The following is a 23,544-nucleotide window of genomic DNA, read 5'->3' on the forward strand; positions in this document are numbered from 1 at the left end:
ATGAAAAAGTGGGTTTCGGGTCTCATCGCGTTCGCCTTGGTCTTCTCGCTTGCGGCATGCAGCTCCGGCGGCGAAAGCGGCGGAGCGGAGACGGGGCAGGACGGCAAAAAGCAGACGCTGACGTTTTGGATGAAAAAGCAGCTGTTCGACGACCAGAACGAGCTGGTTCAGGAACGGGCGAAGCAATTCGGGGAAGAGAACAACGTCGACGTGAACGTCGAGCTGATCGCATACGAAGATTTTTACCCGAAGTGGAGCGCGGCGATCGAATCGAAAACCGTGCCGGACGTTTCCTTTTTCGGGTATCAGGAAATCGGGCAGTTTTACGGAAAAGGCGTGCTCGAAGATGTAAGCGGACTCATTACGGAAATCGAAGCCGCGAACGGCGAAATCCAGCCGAGCATGAAAAAGGCCATCACGTTCGACGGCAAGCAGTACGGGGTGCCGTTCTGGACGGAAAGCCAGGTGCTGTACTACCGCAAGGATATGCTGGAAGCGGCCGGCTTCGACGGTCCTCCGGAAACGTGGGACGAATTCCGCTCGATGGCCAAGGCGCTGACCGATCCGGGCAAGGGCGTGTACGGCGCGGGCATTGGGTACGGCAAAGGCAACTCCGACGCCGAATTTTTGACGCGGGGCATCATCTGGTCCTACGGCGGTTCGGTGGACACGAAGGACGGCGGCGCGATCGTCAACTCGCCGGAGACGGTTCAGGCGACGCAGTTCATCCGCGATATTTTCCTGACGGACGGAAGCACGCCGCCGAGCGCGGTCGGCTGGGACGACAGCGGCAACAACAAAGCGTATTTGAGCGGTCAGGCCGCGATGATTTTCAACGTCGGAAGCACGCTGGCCACGATCAAGAACGAAAACCCGGACCTGTACGAGAAGACGGGCATCGCCATGTATCCGGCCGGTCCGAAGGGGCGGTTCATTCCCGGCATCAGCAACAATCTCGGCATTTTCAAAGATTCCGCGAACAAGGATTTGGCGAAAAAGTTCATCGCGTTCATGCTGGAGCCCGACTGGTACAAGACGTGGGTGGAAAAGGGCGCGCCGCTTACGGGCCCCGTGCTCACCGCCTTGAAATCGGAGCCGGTATGGCAGGAGGAAAAGAACAAGGCGTTCGTCGAATCCGTGGACGAATTTTATTTCCTCGGATATCCGGACGAGTACAGCCCGCAGGCCGGCGAAGTGTTTAACCTGCGAATCGTCAACGATACGTTCCAGAAGCTGCTGCTCGAAGCGAATTACACGCCGGAAATCGCGGTGCAGGACCTTCACCAGAAAATCGCGGAAATTTACGAAAAGCAATAATTCATTCCTGCGGCTAAGGAGTCGGAATTACGGCTCCTTAGCCGTAAAAGTCAGGCGGTGAATCATCATGAGAAGGTTGGACGACAACAAGCTCGCATACGCGCTCATGAGCCCGGTGCTCATCTATTTGACGGCGATCATGGTCGTTCCGTTCGGCTGGGCGGTGTACTTGAGCTTCACGAACAAAATGGTCGGAAGCCCCGCCGTCTTTAACGGTCTCGACAATTATATCGAACTGTTCAAGGATCCCTTGTTCTGGAAAGCGGTCCGCAACACGGTCGTGTTCACGCTCGTCGCCGTCGTCGCGAAGACGGCGTTCGGCATGATCATGGCGCTCGTGCTGAACGAAAAAATCGTCTTCCGCAACCTGTTCCGCGTCCTGCTGTTCCTGCCGTGGACGATCCCGACGATCGTTTCGGTCTTTACGTGGCAGTGGATCTATTCCGACGTCGGCGGCGTGCTCAATTTCCTGCTCATGAAAATCGGCGCGATCGGCCGGCCGGTCGGCTGGCTCGCAAGCCCCGATCTGGCGATGCTTTCGGTCATCGCCGTGAACGTGTGGCGGGGGATTCCGTTTATCGGCATCGCGATTTTGGCGGGCCTGCAGACGGTATCCAAGGAAATGTACGAGGCGGCGATGCTCGACGGGGCGGGGCCGGTCAAGCGTTTCTTCTCGATGACGCTCCCTTCCATCAGGGAAGTGACCGTCATGGCCGCCGTCATCACGACGATCTGGACGCTGAACGATTTCGAAATCGTCTGGCTCCTGACGCGGGGAGGCCCGTCGAACGGCACGCAGCTGCTTTCTACGCTCAGCTATACGATCGGATTTTTGAACATGGATTTGGGGAAGGCGATCGCGATTTCGATTTTGACGCTGCCTCCGCTCGTTCTGCTCATTCATTTCATCACGAAGCGTTCGCTGTCCGAGCGCTGAAAGGGGGATACGCATGGAACGCAAATCGCGGATCCAGCTTGTCGTCACCTATGTCGCACTGGCGATGCTTCTCGTCATCGCCCTGTTCCCCCTGTACTGGATGCTCAACACCTCGTTCAAATCGCAGGGCGAAATTTACAACATGGTTCCGTCGTTCTGGCCGAAGGAGTTTACGTGGTCGGCTTACGAAAAGCTGATTACGGAAAAGAATTTCCTGGTCAACATCAAAAACAGCCTGATCGTCGCGCTCGTCGTTTCCTTCTTCTCGATCGTCGTCAGCGTGCTGGCAGCCTACGCGATCGCCAAGCTTCGCTTTCGCGGAAAACGGCTCATCTCGAACGGCATTCTTTACGCCTACCTCATGCCCCGCGCCGTGCTGTTCATTCCGCTGTACATGCTCATTTCGTCGATCGGCGCGAACGACTCCCTGTTCGGGCTGCTGCTGATCTACCCGACGATCACGATTCCTTACGCGACCTGGATGCTCATTTCGTACTTCAAGTCGATTCCCGACGAAATCGAGGAGGCGGCGATGATCGACGGGTGCAGCCGGACGCGGACGCTGCTCAACATCATTTTTCCGTTATCCGCGCCCGGCATCGCCGCCACGTTCATTTTCGCGTTTACGCTTTGCTGGAGCGAGTATTTGTACGCGCTCGTCGTCATTACGGACAGCGCGGACAAGACGATCACGCTCGGCCTGTCCGACATGATCGTCGGCGACGTCTTCGCGTGGGGACCGCTGATGGGCGGCTCGATGATCGCCTCGATTCCCGTCGTCATCATGTATTTGATGACCTCGAAATATATGGTCAGCGGAATGACCGTCGGAGGAGTGAAGTAGCATGGACGGCCGGAAAAAAGTATTGGTGACGGCGACGAATTTTTCGCTGCTGTGTCCGGAAGGGAAAAAGCTGCTGGAGGAAGCCGGTTGCGACATCGTCGAAAACCGGGTGGGCCGGCCGCATACGTTCGAGGAGCTCGTCCCGCTCGTCGGCGATGTCGACGGCGTCATCGCGGGCGTCGATACGTGGAACGAGGCGGTGTTCAAGCTCGCGCCGAGACTTGCGGCAATCGCCCGCTTCGGCGTGGGCGTCGACAACATCGACCTGGACCAGGCGAAGCGGTACGGCATCCGGGTCAGCAACGTGCCCGGCGGCAACGCGAACGCGGTCGCGGAACTGACCGTCGGGCTGATCCTGTCCGCCATGCGCGGCATTCCCGCGCTGCATCAGTCTGCGCGCCGGGGATATTGGGACCGCCGCGTCGGCGAAGAGCTGGAAGGCAAGACGGTCGGCCTGCTCGGCTTCGGCAATATCGCCCGCCTGACGGCGAAAAAGCTGAGCGGGTTCGACGTCCGGCTGATCGCTTACGATAAATACCCGGATGCGGCGAAAGCGGCGGAGCTTGGGGTCCGCATGGTCGAGGGGGACGAGGTGCTCGCCGCAAGCGACGTCGTCAGCATGCATCTGCCGAGCCTGCCCGAAACGCGGCACATGATGAGCCATGCCCAATTCAAGCGGATGAAGCCGACCGCTTACTTCGTCAACACCGCCCGCGGGGCGCTCGTGGACGAGGCGGCGCTGCTTCATGCGCTTCGGACGCGATCGATCGCGGGAGCGGCGATCGACGTCTACGAACAGGAGCCGGTTTCGGCCGACAATCCTTTGCTTGCGCTTGACAATCTGATTGCGACGCCGCATACGGCGGCGGAAACCGCGGAAACGTACCGGCGCGTCGGCATCGCCGTTTCGGAAGCGCTGCTGTGCGTATTCGCGGGCAAGGAGCCGCCCCATCGGCTGGCGTAATCCCTATTTCAAACTGCGAGGAGCGACCCGGATGAAACGATTATACGGAGTGACGACGGCGATGGTGACCCCCTTTACGAAGGAAGGGGAAGTCGATTTGGACGCCGTCGCGAGACTGACGGAATTTTTGATCGGAAAGGGCGTGCATTGCCTGTACCCGCTCGGCACGACCGGCGAGATGATCCGTTTGTCGGTCGAGGAGCGCAAGCAGGTCGCCGAAACGGTCGTCCGAACGGCAGCCGGACGAACGACGGCTTTCATTCACGTCGGAGCGGCGACGCAGCCGGATGCGATCGAATTGGCCAGGCATGCGCACGAGATCGGAGCCGACGGCATCGGCGTCGTGACGCCGATTTTCCTCGGCGCGAGCGAGCGCGAGCTGGAGCATTACTTCGTAACCGTCGCGAGCAGCGTGCCGGCGGATTTCCCCGTTTATCTGTACAACATTCCCCAGTGCGCGGCAAACGACCTGCCGGCCGGCGTCGCGCAGCGCGTCGCGGACCGCTGCCCGAACGTCGTCGGCATCAAGTACAGCTATCCCGATTTTCTCCGGACGAGCGAGTATTTGAACGTTAACGGCGGGAACTTCTCGGTTATGCAGGGCGCGGACCGGTTATTTCTGGCGGCGCTCGCTCTCGGCTGCGACGGGGTCGTCTCCGGCGTCTCCTGCGTATATCCGGAACCGTTCGTCGCGGTGTACGAGGCGTACGAGCGCGGCGATCTGGCCGAGGCGAGAAAATGGCAGCGGATTGCCGTCCGGTATTGCGAAGCGCTCAAAAGCGGCAGCAACATGGCCTACTTCAAGGAAGGGTTGCGCCTGAGGGGCGTCGACGCCGGGGCGATGCGCGCTCCCCAACTGGACCTGCTCCCCGAGGAGGCGGAAGCGCTCGGACGAATGCTGCGGCAGTTGAACGAAGAAACGTCTTATGCGTAACGGTTTGCCGGCGGCAAGCCGGGAAAGGATGGCAGAACGAATGGATAAGCTTTATGCCATCGGCGTCGATTACGGCACCGAATCGGGAAGGGCGCTGCTCGTCGATGTCTCCAACGGGGAAGAAGTCGCCGTTCACGTGACGGCATACCCTCACGGGGTCATCGACGAGGCGCTTCCCGGATCGGGAATCCGGCTCGGGCGCGACTGGGCGCTCCAGCATCCGGGCGATTACCTCGAGGTGCTGCGCCGTTCAGTCCCGGAAGTGCTGCGCTTGTCCGGGGTAAGCCCGGACCGGGTCATCGGCGTCGGCATCGATTTTACGGCTTGCACGATGATGCCTTTGGACGAAGCGGGAGTGCCGCTATGCTTGCGAACCGAGTGGAAGGACCACCCCCACGCCTGGGTCAAGTTGTGGAAGCACCACGCGGCGCAGGAGGAAGCCAGCCGGATCAACGACATCGCCCGCGAGCGGGGAGAGCTTTTTTTGTCGAGATACGGCGGCAAGCTCTCGTCGGAATGGATGCTGCCCAAGGTTTGGCAGATTTTAAACGAAGCTCCCGAAATTTACGAACGGGCCGACCTGTTCATGGAAGCGGCGGACTGGGTGGTCATGCAGCTGACCGGCCGGCTTGTCCGCAGCGCCTGCGCGGCCGGTTACAAAGCCTTGTGGCATAAGCGGGACGGCTATCCGTCTTCGGCTTTCATGCGGGCGCTGGATCCCCGCCTGGAGCGTCTCGCCGCAACCAAACTGAGAGGCCCGGTCGCGCCGCTGGGCGGAAGAGCCGGCGAACTCGGCGAGCTGGCCGCCGAATGGACGGGGCTGCTTCCCGGCACGGCCGTCGCCGTCGGAATCGTCGACGCGCACGCCATGGTGCCGGCCTGCGGCGTCGTCGCGCCCGGCAAGCTGGTCATGACGATGGGCACTTCGACCTGCCATTTGCTTCTAAGCGACAAGGAAGTGCCGGCGAAAGGAATTTGCGGGGTTGCCGAGGACGGCATCGTTCCCGGGCTGTACGGATACGAAGCGGGACAGTCGGCGGTGGGCGACATTTTTGCCTGGTTCGTGGGGGAAGCGGTACCCGAATACGCGAAGCGGGAGGCGGCTCGGGAGGGCGTTGGCGTTCATGCGTGGCTGGAGCGGAAAGCTTCCCTTCTGAGACCGGGGGAAAGCGGGCTGCTGGCGCTCGACTGGTGGAACGGAAACCGCTCCGTGCTGATGGACGCGGATCTGACGGGGCTGATGATCGGCTATACGCTTCAAACGAAGCCGGAGGAGACGTATCGCGCCTTGCTCGAGGCGACCGCTTTCGGGACGCGCGCCATCATCGAAGCTTTCGCGGCAGCCGGGATCGGCGCGGACGAGCTGTACGCCTGCGGCGGGCTCCCGCAGCGGAACCGCCTGCTGATGCAAATTTACGCGGACGTGACCGGCCGCCCGATCAAAATCGCCGACTCGGTGCAGACGGCGGCGCTCGGCGCCGCGATGCACGGCGCGGCGGCGGCCGGAACGGAAGCGGGCGGTCACGCTTCGATCGCGGAGGCGGCGCGGCATATGGCCCGCGTCCGGGAGGAAACGTTCAAGCCGTCCGAGGAGCATGCGCGAATTTACGACCGGCTGTATGCGGAGTACGTCAAGCTTCAGGAATATTTCGGGCAAGGCGGCAATGCGGTCATGAAGCGTCTGAAGGCGATGAAGGAGGTTTGATCGAATAAGGCCATCGTTCGGGTTTCGTCTCCTCCCGCGCCGGAATAAAGTGGTTTATGCCTGTGCGTTCGGCGTGACCGAAATGGAGGGGATGAACCTTGAGCCAAAGAGCTCCCGCGACGAAAAACGAAATTACTTATGCCCTGTTCGAATTGGACCCGGCCGTCTACTACGAGGAAAGATACGCTTACAGCAACGTGGTCGGAATCGTGGAGAAAGAAGGACCGGTAGCGAAAAACTCGCTCGTTTACCAAAAGTCGTCCTGCCTGATGGAGGCGCTTGGGCGCTGCGTTGCCGCCGCCGGAACCGAGGAAATCAAGGTGCTGGAGGTCGGATGCGGGTCCGGGACGTTCGGGGCGCGGGTGAAGCGCGACTTTCCGAACGTAAGGCTTTACGGAGTCGACATGAGCTCGAGCTGCATCGAAATCGCAAAGCAGAACGGGTTCGACCGCGCCGTCGCGTACGACGTCGTCCAAGGGCTGCCGTACGCGGACGGCGAGTTCGATTTTATATATACGATGGACTTTTTCGGCCATGTCGAGTTCCGGAGCAAGGACCGCATCATTTCCGAAATGCATCGGGTGACGAAGCCCGGCGGCTACGGCTTTCACGGCATCGAAACGGGCTTTATCGACTATTTGAACTGCGATCCGAAAAATCCGGACGACGTCGTGCGCAAATACGTCTACATGGAAGGCCACATCGGCGTCGAGACGCTGGAGGACATTTTGGACCGGTTCGAGCCCCGGTTCGAGGTCGTTCAGACGTTTCCGTTCCCGATCCGTCCCTTGCTCAACATCGGCAATATTATGAACAGCAAGTTCTGGGGAGAGGAATTTTGCGCCGCGTTCGCGCAGGTCGACACGCCGGCGACCCGGGCGGCCGCGGATCTCGTGCTGGGCTGGTTCAACAAGCATTTGACCGGGCAGCTGTTCGAAGCGTTCGGCAGCCGGCTCGTTCGCTCCCGCATTCCGGATACCGGCAATCCGGCGCTGAACCGGTTTATCGATACGATGCTGCAGGGATGCGGCTTTTCCATGACGACGCTGCGCAAACCGCAATAAGCAATTCTCCGATGCTTGCTTCTTGCCCCCGCTTGCCCTATAATCTAGGATATTAAAACGAACATCGCGTCGATGGAGACAAGTACGTCAGAGACATCCTCCCAGGGAGGGAACGCCGGCAGACTGAGAGCGTTCCCGAGGATCAGGCCGGCGGAATTCACTCCGGAGCGTCGACTTGAACCCGGCCGTCCGCGCCGGCAGTAGAGCGACCGGCAGCGGCCCGTTACGCCGCTCCAAGCGGGAATGTCCCGGCGAATCGCCATGAAAGGCGAAGCGCCGCCGGAGGAGCGCTCGCGAAGCCATGACGATCGGGAATCCGGCGGCTTCGCGCAACGGTTCATGCCGGACGAGGATATTCCAATAAGGGTGGTACCGCGGCTCTTTCGTCCCTTTTCTTTCAAGGGGAGAAAGGGCCTTTTTTATTTTCCGAACAAGGAGAGATCAGGATGAAGGAACGATTGGAAGCGCTGCGTCGGGAAGCGCTCGAGAAGCTGTCGAAAGCGGACGGCGCCGGCGAGCTGAACGACCTGCGCGTGCACTATTTGGGCAAAAAGGGGCAGCTGACGGAAGTGCTGCGGGGAATGGGCGCCTTGAGCGCCGAAGAACGTCCCGCGATCGGTCAGGTCGCCAACGAGGTCCGGGCGGCGCTGGAAGCCGTCATCGCGGAGAAGCAGGAGCAGTTCGACCGGGAGGAGACGGCTCGCCGCCTGCAGGCCGAGACGATCGACGTCACGCTGCCGGGCCGCGCGCCTTCCGTCGGCTCCGTGCATCCGCTCACGAAGGTGACGCAGGAGATCGAGGATATTTTTATCGGCATGGGGTATCAAATCGCGGAAGGTCCCGAGGTGGAAACCGACTTTTTCAACTTCGAAGCGCTGAATTTGCCGAAAGACCATCCGGCGCGCGACATGCAGGATTCGTTTTATATCACCGACGAGATCCTGCTCCGCACGCAGACGTCCCCGATCCAAATCCGGGCGATGCAGGCGGCCGAAGGCAAGACGCCGCTCAAAATCATTTGCCCGGGCAAGGTGTACCGCCGCGACGACGACGACGCGACCCATTCGTTCATGTTCCACCAGATCGAAGGCCTGGTCGTCGGCCCGAACATCCGCATGAGCGATCTCAAGGGCACGCTGCTGCAATTCGTGCAAAAGATGTACGGCTCGCAGGTTCAAATCCGGCTGCGGCCGAGCTTTTTCCCGTTCACCGAACCGAGCGCCGAAGTGGACGTGACCTGCGCGCAATGCGGCGGCAGCGGCTGCCGGATGTGCAAGCAAACCGGCTGGGTCGAAATTCTCGGCTGCGGCATGGTGCATCCGAAAGTGCTGGAATACGGCGGCTACGATTCGAAAGAGGTTTCCGGCTTCGCGTTCGGCATGGGCGTGGAGCGGGTTGCGCTGCTCAAGTACGAGATCGACGACATTCGCCATTTCTACTACAGCGATCAGCGGTTTTTGAGCCAGTTCAACCGAATTTGACGGAGGTGACCCGACATGAACGTTTCTTATAATTGGTTAAACGACTATATCGATCTGGAAGGCATCGAGCCGTCGCGGCTCGCGGAGCTGATGACGAGCGGCGGCATCGAAATCGATTCGGTTCCGGCGCGCAACCTGGGCGTCTCGGGCGTCGTGGTCGGCTATGTGAAAGCGCGGGAAAAGCATCCGGACGCCGACAAGCTCGGCGTCTGCACGGTCGACGCGGGGACCGGCGAAGACTTGCAAATCGTTTGCGGAGCGTCGAACGTCGCGGCCGGGCAGAAGGTGCCGGTCGCGCTGATCGGGGCGAAGCTGCCGGGAGGCCTGCAGATTAAGCGGGCCAAGCTGCGCGGCGTCGAATCGCAAGGGATGATCTGCTCGGCGCGCGAGCTGGGCATCAACGACAAGCTGCTGCCGAAGGAGCAGCAGGAAGGCATTCTCGTCCTGCCCGGCGACCTTGAGGTAGGCCAGGACGTCGTGAAGGCGCTCGGACTGGACGATTACGTCCTGGAGCTGGATTTGACGCCGAACCGCTCCGATTGCCTCAGCATGCTGGGCGTCGCCTACGAAGCCTCGGCGCTGACCGGCCGGCCTCTGCGGCTGCCCGATCCTTCGGGCGATCTGTACGCCGCGGCGGAGAAAACGTCCGACTACGTAAAAGTAACGATCGCCGCCAAGGAGCAATGCCCGCATTATGCGGCTCGCTATATCAAGGGCGTCAAGATCGGCCCGTCTCCGCTCTGGCTGCAAAACCGGCTCATCGCCGCCGGCGTCCGCCCGATCAGCAACATCGTCGACATTACGAACTATGTCATGCTGGAGTACGGGCAGCCGCTGCACGCGTTCGACGCGGCCAAGGTAGCCGGGGGCCGCATCGAAGTCCGCATGGCCCGCGAGGGCGAAACGCTGGTGACGCTCGACGGCCAGGAGCGCAAGCTCGAGCCGCGCATGCTCGTCATCGCCGACGCGGAGAAGCCGATCGCGCTCGCCGGCGTCATGGGCGGCCTCGACTCCGAGGTGACAAGCGACACGGTCGACATCGTCCTGGAATCGGCGCGGTTCGACGGCGGCGCCGTCCGGGCCGCTTCGCGTCAGCTCGGGCTTCGTTCCGAAGCGTCCGCGCGGTTCGAGAAGGGAGTCGATCCCGCCCGCGTCGTCGCGGCGCTCGACCGCGCCGCCGGGCTGATCGGCAAATACGGCGAAGGCCTGGTCACGGAAGGGGTCGCGGAAGCCGGGGAAGCTTCGGCCGAGCCGGTCGAAATCGAAGTTTCGCTTGACCGCATCAACCGGTACTTGGGCACTTCGCTGTCCTCGCTGGAAGTGAAGACGATCTGGTCGCGCCTCGGATTCGAAGCGGCCGACAAAGGGAACGACGTATGGGTCGTGACCGTGCCTTCGCGGCGCCCGGGCATTTCGCGGGACGTCGACCTCATCGAGGAAGCAGCCAGACTGCACGGGTACGACAACATTGCGGCGACGCCGATCGAAGGTCCGACGACGACGGGAGGGCTGACGAAACCGCAGGCGATCCGCCGCGAGCTGAGGCTGGCGCTGACGCGCGCCGGCCTTCACGAGGCGATTTCCTATTCGATTACGTCGCCGCAGCGGGCGGCATTGTTCCCGCAATTGAACGGTTCCGCCGACGGCGTGCGCCCGATCGCCCTGGCGATGCCGATGAGCGAGGAACGCAGCCTGCTCCGGACGTCGATCGTTCCGAGCCTGCTCGACGCCGCCCAGTACAACAAGGCGCGCAAAAGCCCGGACGTCGGCCTGTTCGAAATCGCGAACGTCTACCATTCGGCGGAAGAGACGCTGACGACGCTTCCGAAGGAAAAGCCGCGCCTGGCGATCGCGCTGTCGGGCAACCGGCGCGTCGCGTCGTGGAACGGGGCGGCCGAGAAGTACGATTTTTACGATGCGAAGGGGCTGCTCGACGCCGCGTTCGAGCGTTTCGGCCTCGCGGATTCGATTCGTTACGAGGCGGCGGGCCCCGAGCATTTCCACCCGGGCCGCACCGCCGAGGTGAAGCTTGAAACGACGGGCGGAAGCTTGTCGCTCGGGTTTGTCGGCCAGCTGCATCCGGATCTGCAGCGGGAGCTGGATCTTGACGATACGTTCGTCGCGGAAATCGAGCTGGCGCCGATTTACGACGCGCCGGAAAACCGGATCGAATACCGGACGCTTCCGCGCTTCCCGGCGGTCGAGCGTGATTTGGCGGTCGTCGTCGACCGCTCGGTCGCGGCCGGCGCGCTCGTGTCCGGCGTTCGCGAGGCGGCCGGCGAGCTGCTCGAGTCCGTTCGCGTGTTCGACGTGTACACGGGCGAGCGGCTCGGCCAGGACAAGAAGAGCGTCGCCCTGGCGCTCGTGTACCGGCACCCGGACCGCACGCTGACGGATGAAGAAGTGACGGCGGCCCACGGCAGGGCGCTGTCAAAATTGGAACAATCTTTCGCGGCCGAACTGCGGAAATAAGCAGGAAACGGGCCAAAGCGCAGCGAATACATCAGGACGCCCGTCAGAGGGGTTTTGTTCCGCAGGTTGCGGATTTGACGGAAGCGAAGCGATGGATTCGCTGCTATTTTTCTTATGGGACTGGGAGGACTAGACCGTGAATGCTGACGATCGTACGCGGGTAACGGTTGAAATATACGGAACGCAGTATACTTTGGCGGGCCATTCCAGCCCGGGCCACATGAAGCGGGTCGCCGCCCTGGTCAGCGAGCAAATGTTCAAAATCGCCGGCACGAAGCCGTTTATGGATTTGTCCAAGCTGGGCGTTCTTGCGGCCGTCAACGTGGCGGACGAGCGGCTTCGGCTGCAGCAGGAGAGCGAACGGTTCCAGCAGGAAATCGAAAAGCTCAGACAGGAGAACGAAAAGCTGCTTCAGGAAGAGAAGGAGCGGCAACGGCTCGCGGAGGAACTGGCCAAAACGCGGGCGGAGGCGGATGAAGTCCGGCAAACGCTCGACGGGGAGCGGAGCCGGTACGAGGCGGATTTGGAAGCGCTGCGCAAGAGCAAGGACGGCGAGCTGGAGGCCGCCCGCAGGTCGAAGGAGGCCGAGCTGGAGGCTTTGCGCGAGTCCAGGGAAGCCGAACTCGAAGCCATGCGCAGGTCCAAGGAAGCCGAATTGAACGCGCTGCGGCAGGAGCACGAGGAGGCGGCGGCCCGTCTGGTCGCGGCCGGCCAGGCGGAAGAGTCCGAGGTTCGGGAACGGCTGGAGGCGGAGCTGGCCGAGCTGCGCGCCGCGTTGGAAACGGCAGAAGCGAATCATAAGGACGAATCGGGGAAGCTTCGAGCGGCCTATTCCGGTCAGCTTCAGGAGCTGAAGGCGTCGCACCGCGCGGAGCTTGCGCGCGTTCAGGAAGCGCATGCGGCCGAGCTTCAACAGACGAAAGCCCAGCACGCGGCCGAACTGGAGAAGCTGAAAAACGACTTCCGGGCCATGGCGGGGCGCACCAGGCAGGAGCACGCGGCCGAGACGGAGCGGCTTAAACAGGGGCATGCCGAGGAAGTCGAGCGATTGAAGCAGGAGCATGCCGAGGAAGTCGAATCGCTGCTGCGGGAGCATGAAGCGGAAGTCGAACGGCAGAAGCAAGAGCATGCCGCGGAACTTGAGCGGTCGAAGCGGGAACAAGCCGAAGCGATCGACCGGGTCAAGCGGGAGCAAGCCCACGCGATCGCGCGGTTCAAGCAGGATCAAGCCGCGGAAATCGAACGGCAGAAGCAGGAACACGAGGCGGTTGCGGAGCGGCTCAAGCAGGATCACGCCCTGGCTCTGGAAACGCTCGAACTCGAACATGCCGAAACGCGGCAAAAGCTGGCCGACGACCATGCGGCCGAGCTGGAGAAGGTGCGCGGCGAGCTCTCCGGCGAGCTGGAGCGGCTTCGTTCGGATCAGGACGAAGTGCTGGAGCTTTTTCACGCCGAGCAAGCGGGGGAACTGGAGCAGCTTCGTTCCGGTCACGCGGCCGAACTCGAGCGGCTTCGTTCGCAGCATGCCGGCGAAACGGAACGGCTTCGCGCCGAGCTCGGCCAAATTCAGGACGAGCTGCATGCCGTCAAAGAGCTCCATTCGACCGAGCTGGACACGCTGCGGGCTTCGAGGACCGAAGAGCTCGAAAAATGGGCGGAGGCCAAAAACGAGGAGCTCGAGCTTCTCAAGCTGATGCATGCCGAAGAGTTGGAAGAGCGCGCGGCCGCGCACGACGAGCAATTGAAAAAAGCGATCCAGTCGCACAAAGAGGAAATGGCCAAACTGGCTGCGGAGCACTCCGTCCGCGTAAGCGAGCTGAAAGCCGGTTTCGAATCCGAGCTGGACGCCTGGAAATCGCAAACCGAGGCATGGAAGGTTCAGACGGAGGAATTGCAAGCGCAGCTCGATGCTTTGCAGTCGCAGTTTGACGGACTGCGGAATGCGCATGCCGCCGAGCTCGAGTCGATGCGCGGCGAACGGGAACGCTGGCATGCCGAGCGAAGCGAATGGCAAGCTTCGGAAAAAGAGTGGCAAGCCTCCAGGCAGCAGTTGGAGAACGAGGCGGCCCGACTCGGCCGCCTCGTGGAGGAGCTGCGGCTTGCGGCGGAGGAAAGGGAGCAGGCGCTGATCTCGCTGGAAGCGAAAGCCGCGGAACGGCTGGAGGCCGAAAAGGCTGCCCGCGAGCATGCGGAAAACGAGCTGGAGCGGCTGGCCCGAAGCGAACGGGAACTCTTGTCCCGGGAAGAAGCGGCGGAGGAAGCGCTCGGCAAGCTGAAGGCGCAGCAGGAAGAGGCCGAGCAAAGCGTCCGCGAAGCGCTCGATTGGGCGCAGGAGCTGGAAACCCGCGTGGCCGAGCTGGAGCAGGAAGCCGAGCGGCAAAACGAGACGGCGCAGCTTGCGCTGCGGGAGCTGGACGCGGCCCGCGCGCAGGCGGCGGCAATGGAAGCGCTCGAAGCCGAGCTTGCGTCGGAGCGGGACGAGCTGGAACGGAAAGCCCGGGAATACGGCGAACGGGCAACCCGCGTCGAAGAGGAGCTCGCTTCGGTGCGGGGACAATTCGAGGCTCTGCAGGAAGAGTACGCCAAGCTGCAGAGCGAGTTCAACGAGTGGATCGACATGTTGGAGGAACAATGAGGATTACGCGGAAGGCCCGATGCGAAGTTCGTTCGCGGAGGGTCTTCCGCTTTTTTCCGGGGCGGCGCCGGGCCGCGGCCGACCGGGGAGCCTGGGTTGGATTTTGTCCAATCGACGGACCGAGAAAAGAGAAAAATTCGATCTACAGTGGATTTTTTCCAATGAGAATGGGCGATTCCGGCCGAAATGGACGAAACGAACTCGCCCGATTGGACAAAATCCAATCAAGCCCGATGGATTTGCGAAAAAACCGGTTTTGATTGGACAAAATCCACTGAAGCCTCACCGCTCCCTAAACGTCACATTATTTTACAATTAATTAACATCATATTTACAAATTTTGCTTTACAATCGAATGACGATGTTGTACTCTGAAGTAATTTATAATTGCCATTTCCTGATCCGAATTCCAGCCGGGGGTGCTGTATGGCTCATTTCGATCAAAAGCGCAGTCCGCAAAAACGGGATTCCGACGCTGCGGGTTCCAGGCAGCCGATCCCGTCTCCCTTGAGGAACGCCGGCCATTCCGAAGCAACCGTTCCGTTGGCCGAGGGGCGTTCGTTTTCGACGGAGCGCGAAACGGAAATCATGCAAATGCAGCGGGCCATCGGCAACCAGGCCGTGCGCCAACTGCAGCGCAATGAGGCGAATGCGACGGGAATGCCCGAACGGCTGAAAGCCGGGGTGGAAAGCTTGTCGGGCCTGAGCTTGGATGGCGTAAAGGTGCATTATAATTCCCCTTCCCCGGCGCAAATCGGAGCGTTGGCCTATACCCAAGGGACGGATATCCATATCGGTCCCGGCCAGGAGGAGCATTTGCCGCACGAGGCGTGGCATGTGGTCCAGCAGGCGCAAGGAAGAGTCCGTCCGACGCTTCAGTTGAAGGGAGCGGCGATCAACGATGACGCCCGGTTGGAGAAGGAAGCCGACGAGATGGGAAGCAGGGCCGCGCGTTCCGGCGCAGAAGGGGCCGTGCAGCTTAAAGCGGCGGAGGGCAATCGTTCCCAGGTGAAACAGCTTGTCCGGAATAAAAACGCAAGCCCCGTATTGGCAAACGGAAGAGACCTGCTGAAGGATGCGGATGCGATTCTGGCGGGCGGGCAGAGAGAGGCGTTGGAGGAACCGAGTTCCAACCCCAAATTTCTGGATACGACTTACGACGATATCGGAGACAATCTGATTTTGGATATTGATATGCTGTATGAAGAAAACCTTCAGAGGGCCATCGAGCACGATTCTTTTTTTACGGCCAGCATCAAGAGGATCGTCGATATTATCCACGGAAATCTTGAGATCGGCTCGATCGATCCGGAGAGCGCGAATTTAAAAGCGGATCGAATCGACGGGATTTTAAAACAAATCAATCAAACGCTAGGCGCCTCTGACGACGACAAAGTCACCCTGGAAAAATTAATCAAGAGCAATTGGACGCTGGACACGAGTTCCATCCAGGGGGAGGACGGCAAAGAGAAGCAACGGATGACGACCGGTTACGTCAAATTGCTGAAAATGTTGGAAACGCAGCTGCCATATTTCGGCGGATCGGAAGAATACGACCATAACGAGACGGGCGATTTCGAATACTGGATTTATCATATGAGCTCGCTGACCAAAGACCCGGACAGGCAGTACAAGGCAAGCACGCCGGAAGCCGGCCTGACGAAGCCTCTTCTCGACTACCGAACGCATAAAGACGGTCTGGTTCCCCATCGGAATCAACGGAATTTGGGAACCGGAATCGTCGAGCTGCCGTGGGACGAACTGCCGAAAAACTTTCAAAGCATGATATCAGGGAATTTTTCCGAAAGGCTGGAGCTGTTCAAGGCCGAGATGTTTTCAACTCCATTTCAGGAGTTTTTCGGAGATGGCCAAGACAAGCAGGCGGGCGAATTTTGGGACAACGCCGGAAAGCCGGAAAGACGGGATTATACGACGAGGCTGCCGTGGTCGAAGGCGCCCGAGTTGATTCCCGACGTTCAGGAATCGCTGGAAAAATCGTCGTCAGCCCGCAAGGAAGAGGAGGGTCCGCTGGTAAGACAGGAAACGGAGCTGCTGCAAAAGCAGAGGGACCTGTCTGAAGAGGAATCCGATTTATATCGACAAAATGATCGCGAAAAGTATCGCGAAAATCTGGACAAGCAGATTCAAACGATCGAGGAGCTGCATCAAGTCAAAACCAGGCTGCGTCAAAATCGAAGGGAACGGCATGAAAATGAAGAAACCGGCCAGGAGCTGGATCGGCTGAAGGCTCTCAGGGAGAAAAAAAGCGCGCTGAAGCTCCGGCTGGAGCAGTTGGATCCGAGCGATTCGCTGCAAAAAATCGATTACGATTCCGACAAGTTTTGGCTCGGGCAAACAGAGAAGGAGCTTCAGCACACGGAGAATCTTTTGAAATCGTCGGAGCCGATGCGAAAATATGCGGCAAATAAAGATTGGGAGGAGCTTCCCGACGTTTTCAAGCGTCCGATTGCGGAAGAGATGGCCGGGAAATCGCAAAAGTGGAAAAGTCTCCTGAAAATCGAGGAAAATTTCAAGAATAAGGATATAAAAGCGTTATGGAACGCTTCCGACGAAGAGGCGAGAAAGATCATCTACGGAGATATTATGAGGCTGCCCTGGTCGGACGCTCACAAGGATCAATATCAATACAACCAGCAGTTTCCGGAGGATCACGATAAGCAATTGTCGTATGAACTGCTCAGTTATTTGGCCCCGTTGAACGTCGCGGGCGTAATGGGGAATATTCTGGAGACCCCGGAACAGGCGAGAAAACGTTATGATGATGAACTTGGAAAAAAATTCAAGGGAAACAACTACAACGTATTCAACCATGTTTCCGGGGAGGAAGAATTGAACAAGGATAAAATTCTGGACGAATTTCAGAAAAAGCACCAGGACTGGTACGATTCCGCGAAAAAGAACCACAAGCCGATCATCGGGGGGATCAGCGGGCATACGCTCGGCTATTTGAATCTTTACGAGGATGCGCTGACGAAAGCGGAAGGCGGCCGGGTGGAAAATATCGTGGACAAGGAACCGGACAAGTATCCGACGATGGAGGTTTTAAGGGCTGCCATGCTCGGAGCGCTCGTAGGGGACAAGCGGCATCACAGCTACGACGAAGTCATGACGGCCAGCCATATGATGCCGACCCATGACAGGCAGCAAACTTTAAAATACAAGCATCCGGACTCTTATGAAGATGTGCTGCTTTCCGAACAAAGCAACATAAAGCAAGCGGCCGAATACGCAACCCGGGCAACCGCGGGATCGGTCAAAGATCCGGAAGAAAACACGGTGCTGTCCAGACTGATGAAAAAAGAAGAAAAGGATGACAAGCCGCTCAAGGATGCCGTCCTTAAATATTTGCAAAATGGCTTGAAGCAGGATTCCGCCTCCGATTTGAAAGAGGAGTTAAAGAAGCGGGCCGAATCCGGCGTCGAAAAAGCATTTCAATAATGGGTGTCGTTCAAGGCTTTGCATGAGAGCGGCCCGGCAAACGAAAGGGCCGACCCGTTTCGCCGCAAAAGGCGGATTGCGAAACGAGGTCGACCCCTGCGCGGGCCTTCCGGGTTCTTTTTACTGAACGACGAGCTTGGCGGTCATATTCAAATGACCGGTGCCGCACATAATGTTGCACTTGATCGTATAAGTGCCGGCTTCCAGCGTGACCACTTTGGACTTTTTGGAGCCGTCCAGCTTGACGTCCGCGCCTTCGATTTCGATTCCGTGCGCGCCCTCCTCGTTGACGAGTTCGATTTCCACCGGCGTATCTTTCGGAATGGCGTATTCGGATTGGTCGAACGCCCAGTTCGACGCCTTGATCGTCAACGTTTCCGAGGCGCTGGCCGCCGCTTCCTCCGCGGCGTTCGAATCGCTCTCGTTTCCGCCTCCGCCGCACGCCGACAAGGCGAGGGCAAGAGCGGCGGAAGTCAGCAACGCAGCCCATTTCTTTTGCATTGATTTCCCCTCCGGTATGGTCTCATTGTCCAGGGCGGGAGCTGTCCCGCCTCCTGCAATATCATACCATATCGGAAAGCCCCAATAAAAAGCGACGGCCCCCGCCGCCGCAGCCGATAAGGCGCAGTCGAGGGGGAGCCGATCGCATACCGCAACTTTCTTCAGGAATGGTTCTTCCCGGCGCGAAACGGATTGCCGACCGGGATGAACAGATCGATGATGCCGATCACCAGCGCGGCCAGCAAGGCGCCAAGCAGCGTTACGTCCACATTTCCCACGACGAACTGCGCCAGCCAGATCACGATCGCGCTCGTCAAAAACCCGACGATGCCCCTGCCGAACGGGGTTACGCGCTTGCCGAAAATCCCCTCGATAATCCATCCGAGGACGGCGATGACAAGGGCCAGCAGCAGCGCGCTCCAAAATCCGCCAACCGAAAATTGGGGAACGAGAAAGCCGACGATCATGAGGACGAGCGCGGACACGATAAAGCGAACGACATGCCCGAGAAATTTCATGTCTTTGCCTCCTTAAGCCAAGTGAATGGCCGGATTAACCGGTCGTGCGCTTAGTGTTTCCTCTTCTGGGGGCGTCTATGTTGGAAGGTTTCGCAAGCGGCGCCGCTTTCGGCTATAATAAGGGCTGAGAGGAGTTGGACCTCGCCGTGAACGACAAGGCGTTATATACATTGGAATACGATAAAATTTTGCAAAAGCTGACCGAATTCGCGGCAACGTCGATCGGCAAGGAGGAAGCGGCAAAGCTGCGTCCGTCCGCGGATTTGGCGGAAGTGAACCGTCGCCTCGCCGTGACGAACGAAGCGTTCCGTTTGGCCGCGCTCAAGGGAGCTCCGCCTTTCGGCGGCGTGACCGACGTGCGGCCGCAGCTGCAGCGCGCCAAGCTGGGGGGCGCACTGGGACCGTCCGAGCTGATGGAGATCGCGTTGCTCATTCGGGGAATTCGCCGCGTCCGCAAATACGTATCCGCGGGCGCGGAAGAAATCGAAATCCCGCTGCTGGAGGACTTGGTCGAGCCGCTTATCGACGCGAAGCCGCTGGAGGACGAAATTCGCCGCTGCATCGACGACCAGGGCGACGTTTTGGATTCCGCGAGCCCGGAGCTTGCGGCCGCGCGCCGGGACATCCGGACGGGAGAGAGCCGCATCCGGGAAAAGCTGGACAGCCTCATTCGCTCGGCATCCGTTCAGAAGATGCTCCAGGAAGCGCTGGTGACGATCCGGGGCGACCGCTACGTCATTCCGGTCAAGCAGGAATATCGCGCGCATTTCGGAGGCATCGTGCACGATCAGTCCGGCAGCGGAGCGACGCTGTTTATCGAACCGGAAGCGGTGCTGCAGCTCGGCAACAAGCTTCGGGAGCACAAGCTGCAGGAACAGAAGGAAATCGAGCGGATTCTTCGCCGGCTGAGCGCCCTCGTCGGAGAAAAGGCGGAGCTGCTCGCCTCCGACAACGAATCGCTCGGCTACGTCGATTTTATTTTTGCCAAAGCGGCGCTCGCCGAGTCGCAGTTTGCGGTCCTTCCCGCCATGAACGGAGAAGGAAAGCTGAGCCTCAGGCGGGCCCGGCATCCGCTGATCCCCGAGAAAGCCGTCGTACCGATCGACGTCGAGCTCGGGGGGGACTATTCCGCGATCATCGTGACCGGGCCCAATACCGGCGGCAAAACGGTTTCGCTCAAAACGGTCGGACTGTTGAGCCTGATGGCGATGTCCGGACTGTTCGTCCCGGCCGATGAAGGAAGCGTTTTATGCGTCTTTGACGGCATTTTCGCCGACATCGGCGACGAGCAGAGCATCGAGCAAAATTTGAGCACGTTTTCCAGCCACATGACGAACCTGATCGGCATGCTGGATCGGGTGACGCCGCGCAGCCTCGTGCTGCTGGACGAACTGGGAGCCGGCACGGACCCGGCCGAGGGCTCGGCGCTCGCGATCGCGATTCTGGAGCATCTGCACGGCATCGGCTGCCGGATTATCGCGACGACCCACTACAGCGAATTGAAGGCTTACGCCTACAACCGCGAAGGCGTGATCAATGCGAGCATGGAGTTCGACGTGGCGACGCTTGCGCCGACATACCGTCTGCTCGTCGGGGTACCCGGCCGAAGCAACGCGCTCGCGATCGCCAGCCGGCTCGGGTTGCCTCGGGCGATCATCGATTTCGCCCGCGGCGAAGTGGGCGACAACGAGCTCAAGGTCGACACGATGATCGCTTCGCTGGAACAGGACCGCAGGCGGGCGGAGTCGGAGCGTCAGGCCGCGGAACGGTTGCGGCGGGAAGTGGAGACGCTGCGCAGGCAGATCGAGGACGAGCGGTTCAAGTTCCAGGAGCAGAAAGCGAAGCTGCTGGAAGAAGCGCGGGAAGAGGCGAGACAGTCCGTCGCCAAGGCGAAGCGCGAAGCGGAGGAAATCATCGCCGATTTGCGCAAGATGGCGATGGAGGAAGCCGCGTCCGTGAAGGAGCACAAGCTGATCGAAGCCCGCCGCAGGCTGGAGGAGGCGGTTCCCGAGCAGGTGCAGAAGCCGCGGCGCGCGGCCGGCGGCAAAGCGGCGGCGATCGGGCCGGGCGATGAAGTAAAGGTGTTCAGCCTCGGAGGGCAAAAAGGCCACGTCGTGGAGCTGACGGGCTCGGGCGAGGCGATCGTGCAGCTCGGCATCATGAAAATGAAGGTGCCCGTCGGAGATCTGGAGCTCGCGCAAACGAAGCAGCCGACCTCCCCGGCTCACACGGTCAAGACGAACGCGGCGACCGTCAAGCGGACGAAGAGCGACGATGTCCGGCACGAGCTGGATCTGAGAGGGACGACGCTCGACGAAGCGATCCTCATGACGGACCGGTATCTCGACGAGGCGTTTTTGTCGAACTTGGGCCAGGTCTATTTGATTCATGGGAAGGGCACCGGCGCCTTGCGCGCCGGCATCCAGGAATTTTTGCGCAAGCACAAGCATGTCAAAGCCTATCGGCTGGGAGCTTACGGAGAAGGCGGAGCGGGAGTGACCGTCGCCGAACTGAAATGACGGCGGGTTAGGGGAGGATATGCATGGAAGACACGACGAGCACGGTGGATGCGTTATTGTCCCATCCGATACTGGCGATGCTGGCTTATTTTTCGGTCGGCATCCTGATGCTTCTCGTTTGCCTCTATTGCTTCGAGCTGGTGACGAAATACAACTGTTGGAATGAAATCGCGAGGGGCAACGTATCCGCCGCGCTGGCCACCGGCGGAAAAATTTTCGGCATCTGCAACGTGTTTCGTTTCTCGATCCAGAACAACGACACGATTTACGAAAGCATGCTGTGGGCGGGCGCCGGTTTCGTGCTGCTGCTGGCCGCCTACTTTTTGTTCGAGTTTCTGACTCCGGTGTTTCGGATCGACGACGAGATCGCCAAGGACAACCGCGCGGTCGGTTTGATCTCGCTGTTGCTGTCGGTTTCGCTGTCTTATATTATCGGGGCGGTCGTCGCTTACGGCTGACGAAAACGGGAGGTTTCGCGGAATGAAATATTTATGGGGTTCGCTGTTTGCCTGCGCGCTCGTTTTTTTCGCGCTCGGCATCGTCTATATGGTGATGGAGGGATAACATGTCGGTCGTGATTTGTCCGTGGTGTCAAAGCGAAATTTTGACGGAAGAAGGCCAGGAGCCGGAAAAATACTGTCCGGTTTGCGATAACGAGCTGGGCGGTTACCGGACGCTCAGGGTCGCTTTGGGCGAGGAGGACGAACCGGAGGAAGCGATGCCGGAATCGCAAATCGGCATTTCCTACGACGAGGAACCGGACTGGGATCAAGACGAGGAGCTGAAGCGGTACGAAGGCAAGGCCGAAAATTTGCTCGATTACGAGGAAGCGGTCGAAAAGCTGCTGGACGGCCAGGAAACGGTGCCCGAATGTCCCCAGTGCCAGGAGTATATGCTCCATGCCGGGGAAATGACGGTCGGTTCCGAATCGTTCCGCCCGCGGACGTTCCCGGCAGCTTCCGGAAGCGAAGCGGTATTGAGCGCGCCGTTCGCGGTGCAGGCTTATGTCTGCCCGTCCTGCTTTACGATGCATTACGCTCTGGCGGAGGAAGATCGGATGGCGTTCGCCCGGCGGCTCAGCGATGCGAAACGCCGAAAGGAACGCTCCCGATGACCCGGGTTTTCCGATCCGTTACCGAATTGATCGGGAATACGCCCGCCGTTCGGCTCCATCGGCTGATCGGCCCGGAAGAGGCCGAAGTGCTGGTCAAGCTGGAAAAAATGAACCCGAGCGGCAGCGTCAAAGACCGCGCCGCGTCTTCCCTTATCGCCGATGCGGAAGCGCGCGGGCGGATCGGGCCGGGCTCCGTCGTGATCGAGCCGACGAGCGGCAACACGGGCATCGGTTTGGCGATGAACGCCGCGGCCAAGGGGTATCGCCTCATTCTCGTCATGCCGGACAATATGTCGCGGGAGCGAATCGCCTTGCTGCGCGGATACGGCGCGGAAGTCGTGCTCACGCCGGCAAGCCTGCGGATGCCGGGGGCGATCGCGAAGGCGAAAGAGCTGCTGGAGTCCATCCCCGGAAGCTACATGCCCAATCAATTCGAAAATCCGGCCAATCCGGACATCCATCGGACGACGACCGCCGTCGAAATTTTCGAACAGACGGAAGGCAAGCTGGACGCGTTCGTCGCGACGGCGGGAACGGGAGGCACCGTTACCGGAACGGGAGAGACGCTTAAAGCCCGCATCCCCGGCCTGCATATCGCCGTCGTCGAGCCGGCGGGATCTCCGGTGCTGTCGGGAGGACAGCCGGGTCCGCACAAGCTGGTGGGGACGAGCCCCGGTTTCGTGCCCGCCATTCTGAATACGTCGGTCTACGACGAGATCGTTCGAGTGACCGACGACGACGCGCTGGAAACGATGCGCCTGCTGGCTCGCCGCGAAGGCCTGCTGCTCGGGCCGTCCTCGGGAGCTTCCGTGTATGCCGCCCTGCAAATCGCCCGCCGGCTCGGGGCGGGCAAGCGGGTGCTGTGCATTGCGCCGGATACCGGGGAGCGTTATTTAAGCATGGGCGTTTTCGAGTAGAGAGATGCCGCATATTTCCGGTTTCGTCCGCGCAAAATACTTCGCTGATTGTGCATGGTCCCGCGGACCGAGCCCGGATATTTTTGTCCGATGGCAAGCCTATGTTGGATTTTATCCAATGGACGCAGCGGGAAACGGGAAAACCTCGGCCTACAATGGATTT

Annotated in this window: 17 protein-coding genes; 15 read left to right on the forward strand and 2 right to left on the reverse strand. The window is 60.1% G+C overall.

Going from position 1 to position 23,544, the window contains the following annotated elements:
• From B7E11_RS16565 to B7E11_RS16620, 11 genes are all read left to right on the forward strand, one after another.
• Nucleotides 1-1,317: an ABC transporter substrate-binding protein gene (locus B7E11_RS16565; protein ID WP_080836608.1), complete on the forward strand. Its 1,317-nt coding sequence runs from the start codon at nt 1-3 to the stop codon at nt 1,315-1,317.
• Between the two features lie 67 nt (nt 1,318-1,384).
• Entirely contained in the window at nt 1,385-2,254 is an 870-nt protein-coding gene (locus B7E11_RS16570; protein WP_080836609.1) for a carbohydrate ABC transporter permease, read from the forward strand.
• Between the two features lie 13 nt (nt 2,255-2,267).
• On the forward strand, nt 2,268-3,098 hold the full coding sequence (locus B7E11_RS16575; RefSeq protein WP_080836612.1) for a carbohydrate ABC transporter permease: 831 nt from the start codon (nt 2,268-2,270) through the stop codon (nt 3,096-3,098).
• Between the two features lies 1 nt (nt 3,099).
• Nucleotides 3,100-4,062 (forward strand): phosphoglycerate dehydrogenase, encoded by a 963-nt coding sequence (locus B7E11_RS16580; protein ID WP_080836614.1) that lies wholly within the window; start codon nt 3,100-3,102, stop codon nt 4,060-4,062.
• Nucleotides 4,063-4,093: 31 nt separating this feature from the next.
• Complete coding sequence (locus tag B7E11_RS16585; RefSeq protein ID WP_080836616.1) at nt 4,094-4,996, forward strand: dihydrodipicolinate synthase family protein; 903 nt, start codon at nt 4,094-4,096, stop codon at nt 4,994-4,996.
• Nucleotides 4,997-5,036: 40 nt separating this feature from the next.
• Complete coding sequence (locus tag B7E11_RS16590; protein ID WP_080836618.1) at nt 5,037-6,701, forward strand: ribulokinase; 1,665 nt, start codon at nt 5,037-5,039, stop codon at nt 6,699-6,701.
• Between the two features lie 98 nt (nt 6,702-6,799).
• On the forward strand, nt 6,800-7,765 hold the full coding sequence (locus B7E11_RS16595) for a class I SAM-dependent methyltransferase (protein ID WP_080836621.1): 966 nt from the start codon (nt 6,800-6,802) through the stop codon (nt 7,763-7,765).
• Nucleotides 7,766-8,211: 446 nt separating this feature from the next.
• The gene (pheS, locus tag B7E11_RS16605) at nt 8,212-9,246 is read left to right on the forward strand and encodes a phenylalanine--tRNA ligase subunit alpha (protein ID WP_080836625.1); all 1,035 of its coding nucleotides are present in this window, start codon (nt 8,212-8,214) and stop codon (nt 9,244-9,246) included.
• A 15-nt stretch (nt 9,247-9,261) separates the two neighbouring features.
• Nucleotides 9,262-11,718: a phenylalanine--tRNA ligase subunit beta gene (gene pheT, locus B7E11_RS16610; RefSeq protein ID WP_080836627.1), complete on the forward strand. Its 2,457-nt coding sequence runs from the start codon at nt 9,262-9,264 to the stop codon at nt 11,716-11,718.
• Between the two features lie 136 nt (nt 11,719-11,854).
• Nucleotides 11,855-14,353 (forward strand): cell division protein ZapA, encoded by a 2,499-nt coding sequence (gene zapA, locus B7E11_RS16615; protein ID WP_080836629.1) that lies wholly within the window; start codon nt 11,855-11,857, stop codon nt 14,351-14,353.
• 426 nt (nt 14,354-14,779) lie between these two features.
• Nucleotides 14,780-17,812: an eCIS core domain-containing protein gene (locus tag B7E11_RS16620; protein ID WP_139787229.1), complete on the forward strand. Its 3,033-nt coding sequence runs from the start codon at nt 14,780-14,782 to the stop codon at nt 17,810-17,812.
• Nucleotides 17,813-17,932: 120 nt separating this feature from the next.
• On the opposite strand, the gene B7E11_RS16625 is transcribed toward B7E11_RS16620, so the two are convergent.
• The gene (locus B7E11_RS16625; RefSeq protein WP_080836631.1) at nt 17,933-18,313 is read right to left on the reverse strand and encodes a cupredoxin domain-containing protein; all 381 of its coding nucleotides are present in this window, start codon (nt 18,311-18,313) and stop codon (nt 17,933-17,935) included.
• A 161-nt stretch (nt 18,314-18,474) separates the two neighbouring features.
• Nucleotides 18,475-18,831, reverse strand: coding sequence for a phage holin family protein (locus B7E11_RS16630; RefSeq protein WP_080836633.1), 357 nt, complete (start codon nt 18,829-18,831; stop codon nt 18,475-18,477).
• Between the two features lie 146 nt (nt 18,832-18,977).
• Here B7E11_RS16630 and B7E11_RS16635 point away from each other — a divergent pair, with 146 nt between their 5' ends.
• The 4 genes from B7E11_RS16635 to cysK all read left to right on the forward strand — a co-directional run bounded on the left by B7E11_RS16635 (nt 18,978) and on the right by cysK (nt 23,381).
• Nucleotides 18,978-21,350: an endonuclease MutS2 gene (locus tag B7E11_RS16635; RefSeq protein WP_080836635.1), complete on the forward strand. Its 2,373-nt coding sequence runs from the start codon at nt 18,978-18,980 to the stop codon at nt 21,348-21,350.
• Nucleotides 21,351-21,373: 23 nt separating this feature from the next.
• Complete coding sequence (locus tag B7E11_RS16640) at nt 21,374-21,808, forward strand: DUF350 domain-containing protein (protein ID WP_080836638.1); 435 nt, start codon at nt 21,374-21,376, stop codon at nt 21,806-21,808.
• A 107-nt stretch (nt 21,809-21,915) separates the two neighbouring features.
• Entirely contained in the window at nt 21,916-22,464 is a 549-nt protein-coding gene (locus tag B7E11_RS16645) for a hypothetical protein (protein ID WP_080836640.1), read from the forward strand.
• Entirely contained in the window at nt 22,461-23,381 is a 921-nt protein-coding gene (cysK, locus tag B7E11_RS16650) for a cysteine synthase A (RefSeq protein WP_080836642.1), read from the forward strand. Before B7E11_RS16645 ends, cysK begins: the two co-directional genes overlap by 4 nt.
• The last annotated feature ends 163 nt before the right edge of the window (nt 23,382-23,544 follow it).

It is taken from the genome of Cohnella massiliensis, from assembly GCF_900169535.1.
Taxonomy (GTDB): domain Bacteria; phylum Bacillota; class Bacilli; order Paenibacillales; family Paenibacillaceae; genus Cohnella; species Cohnella algarum.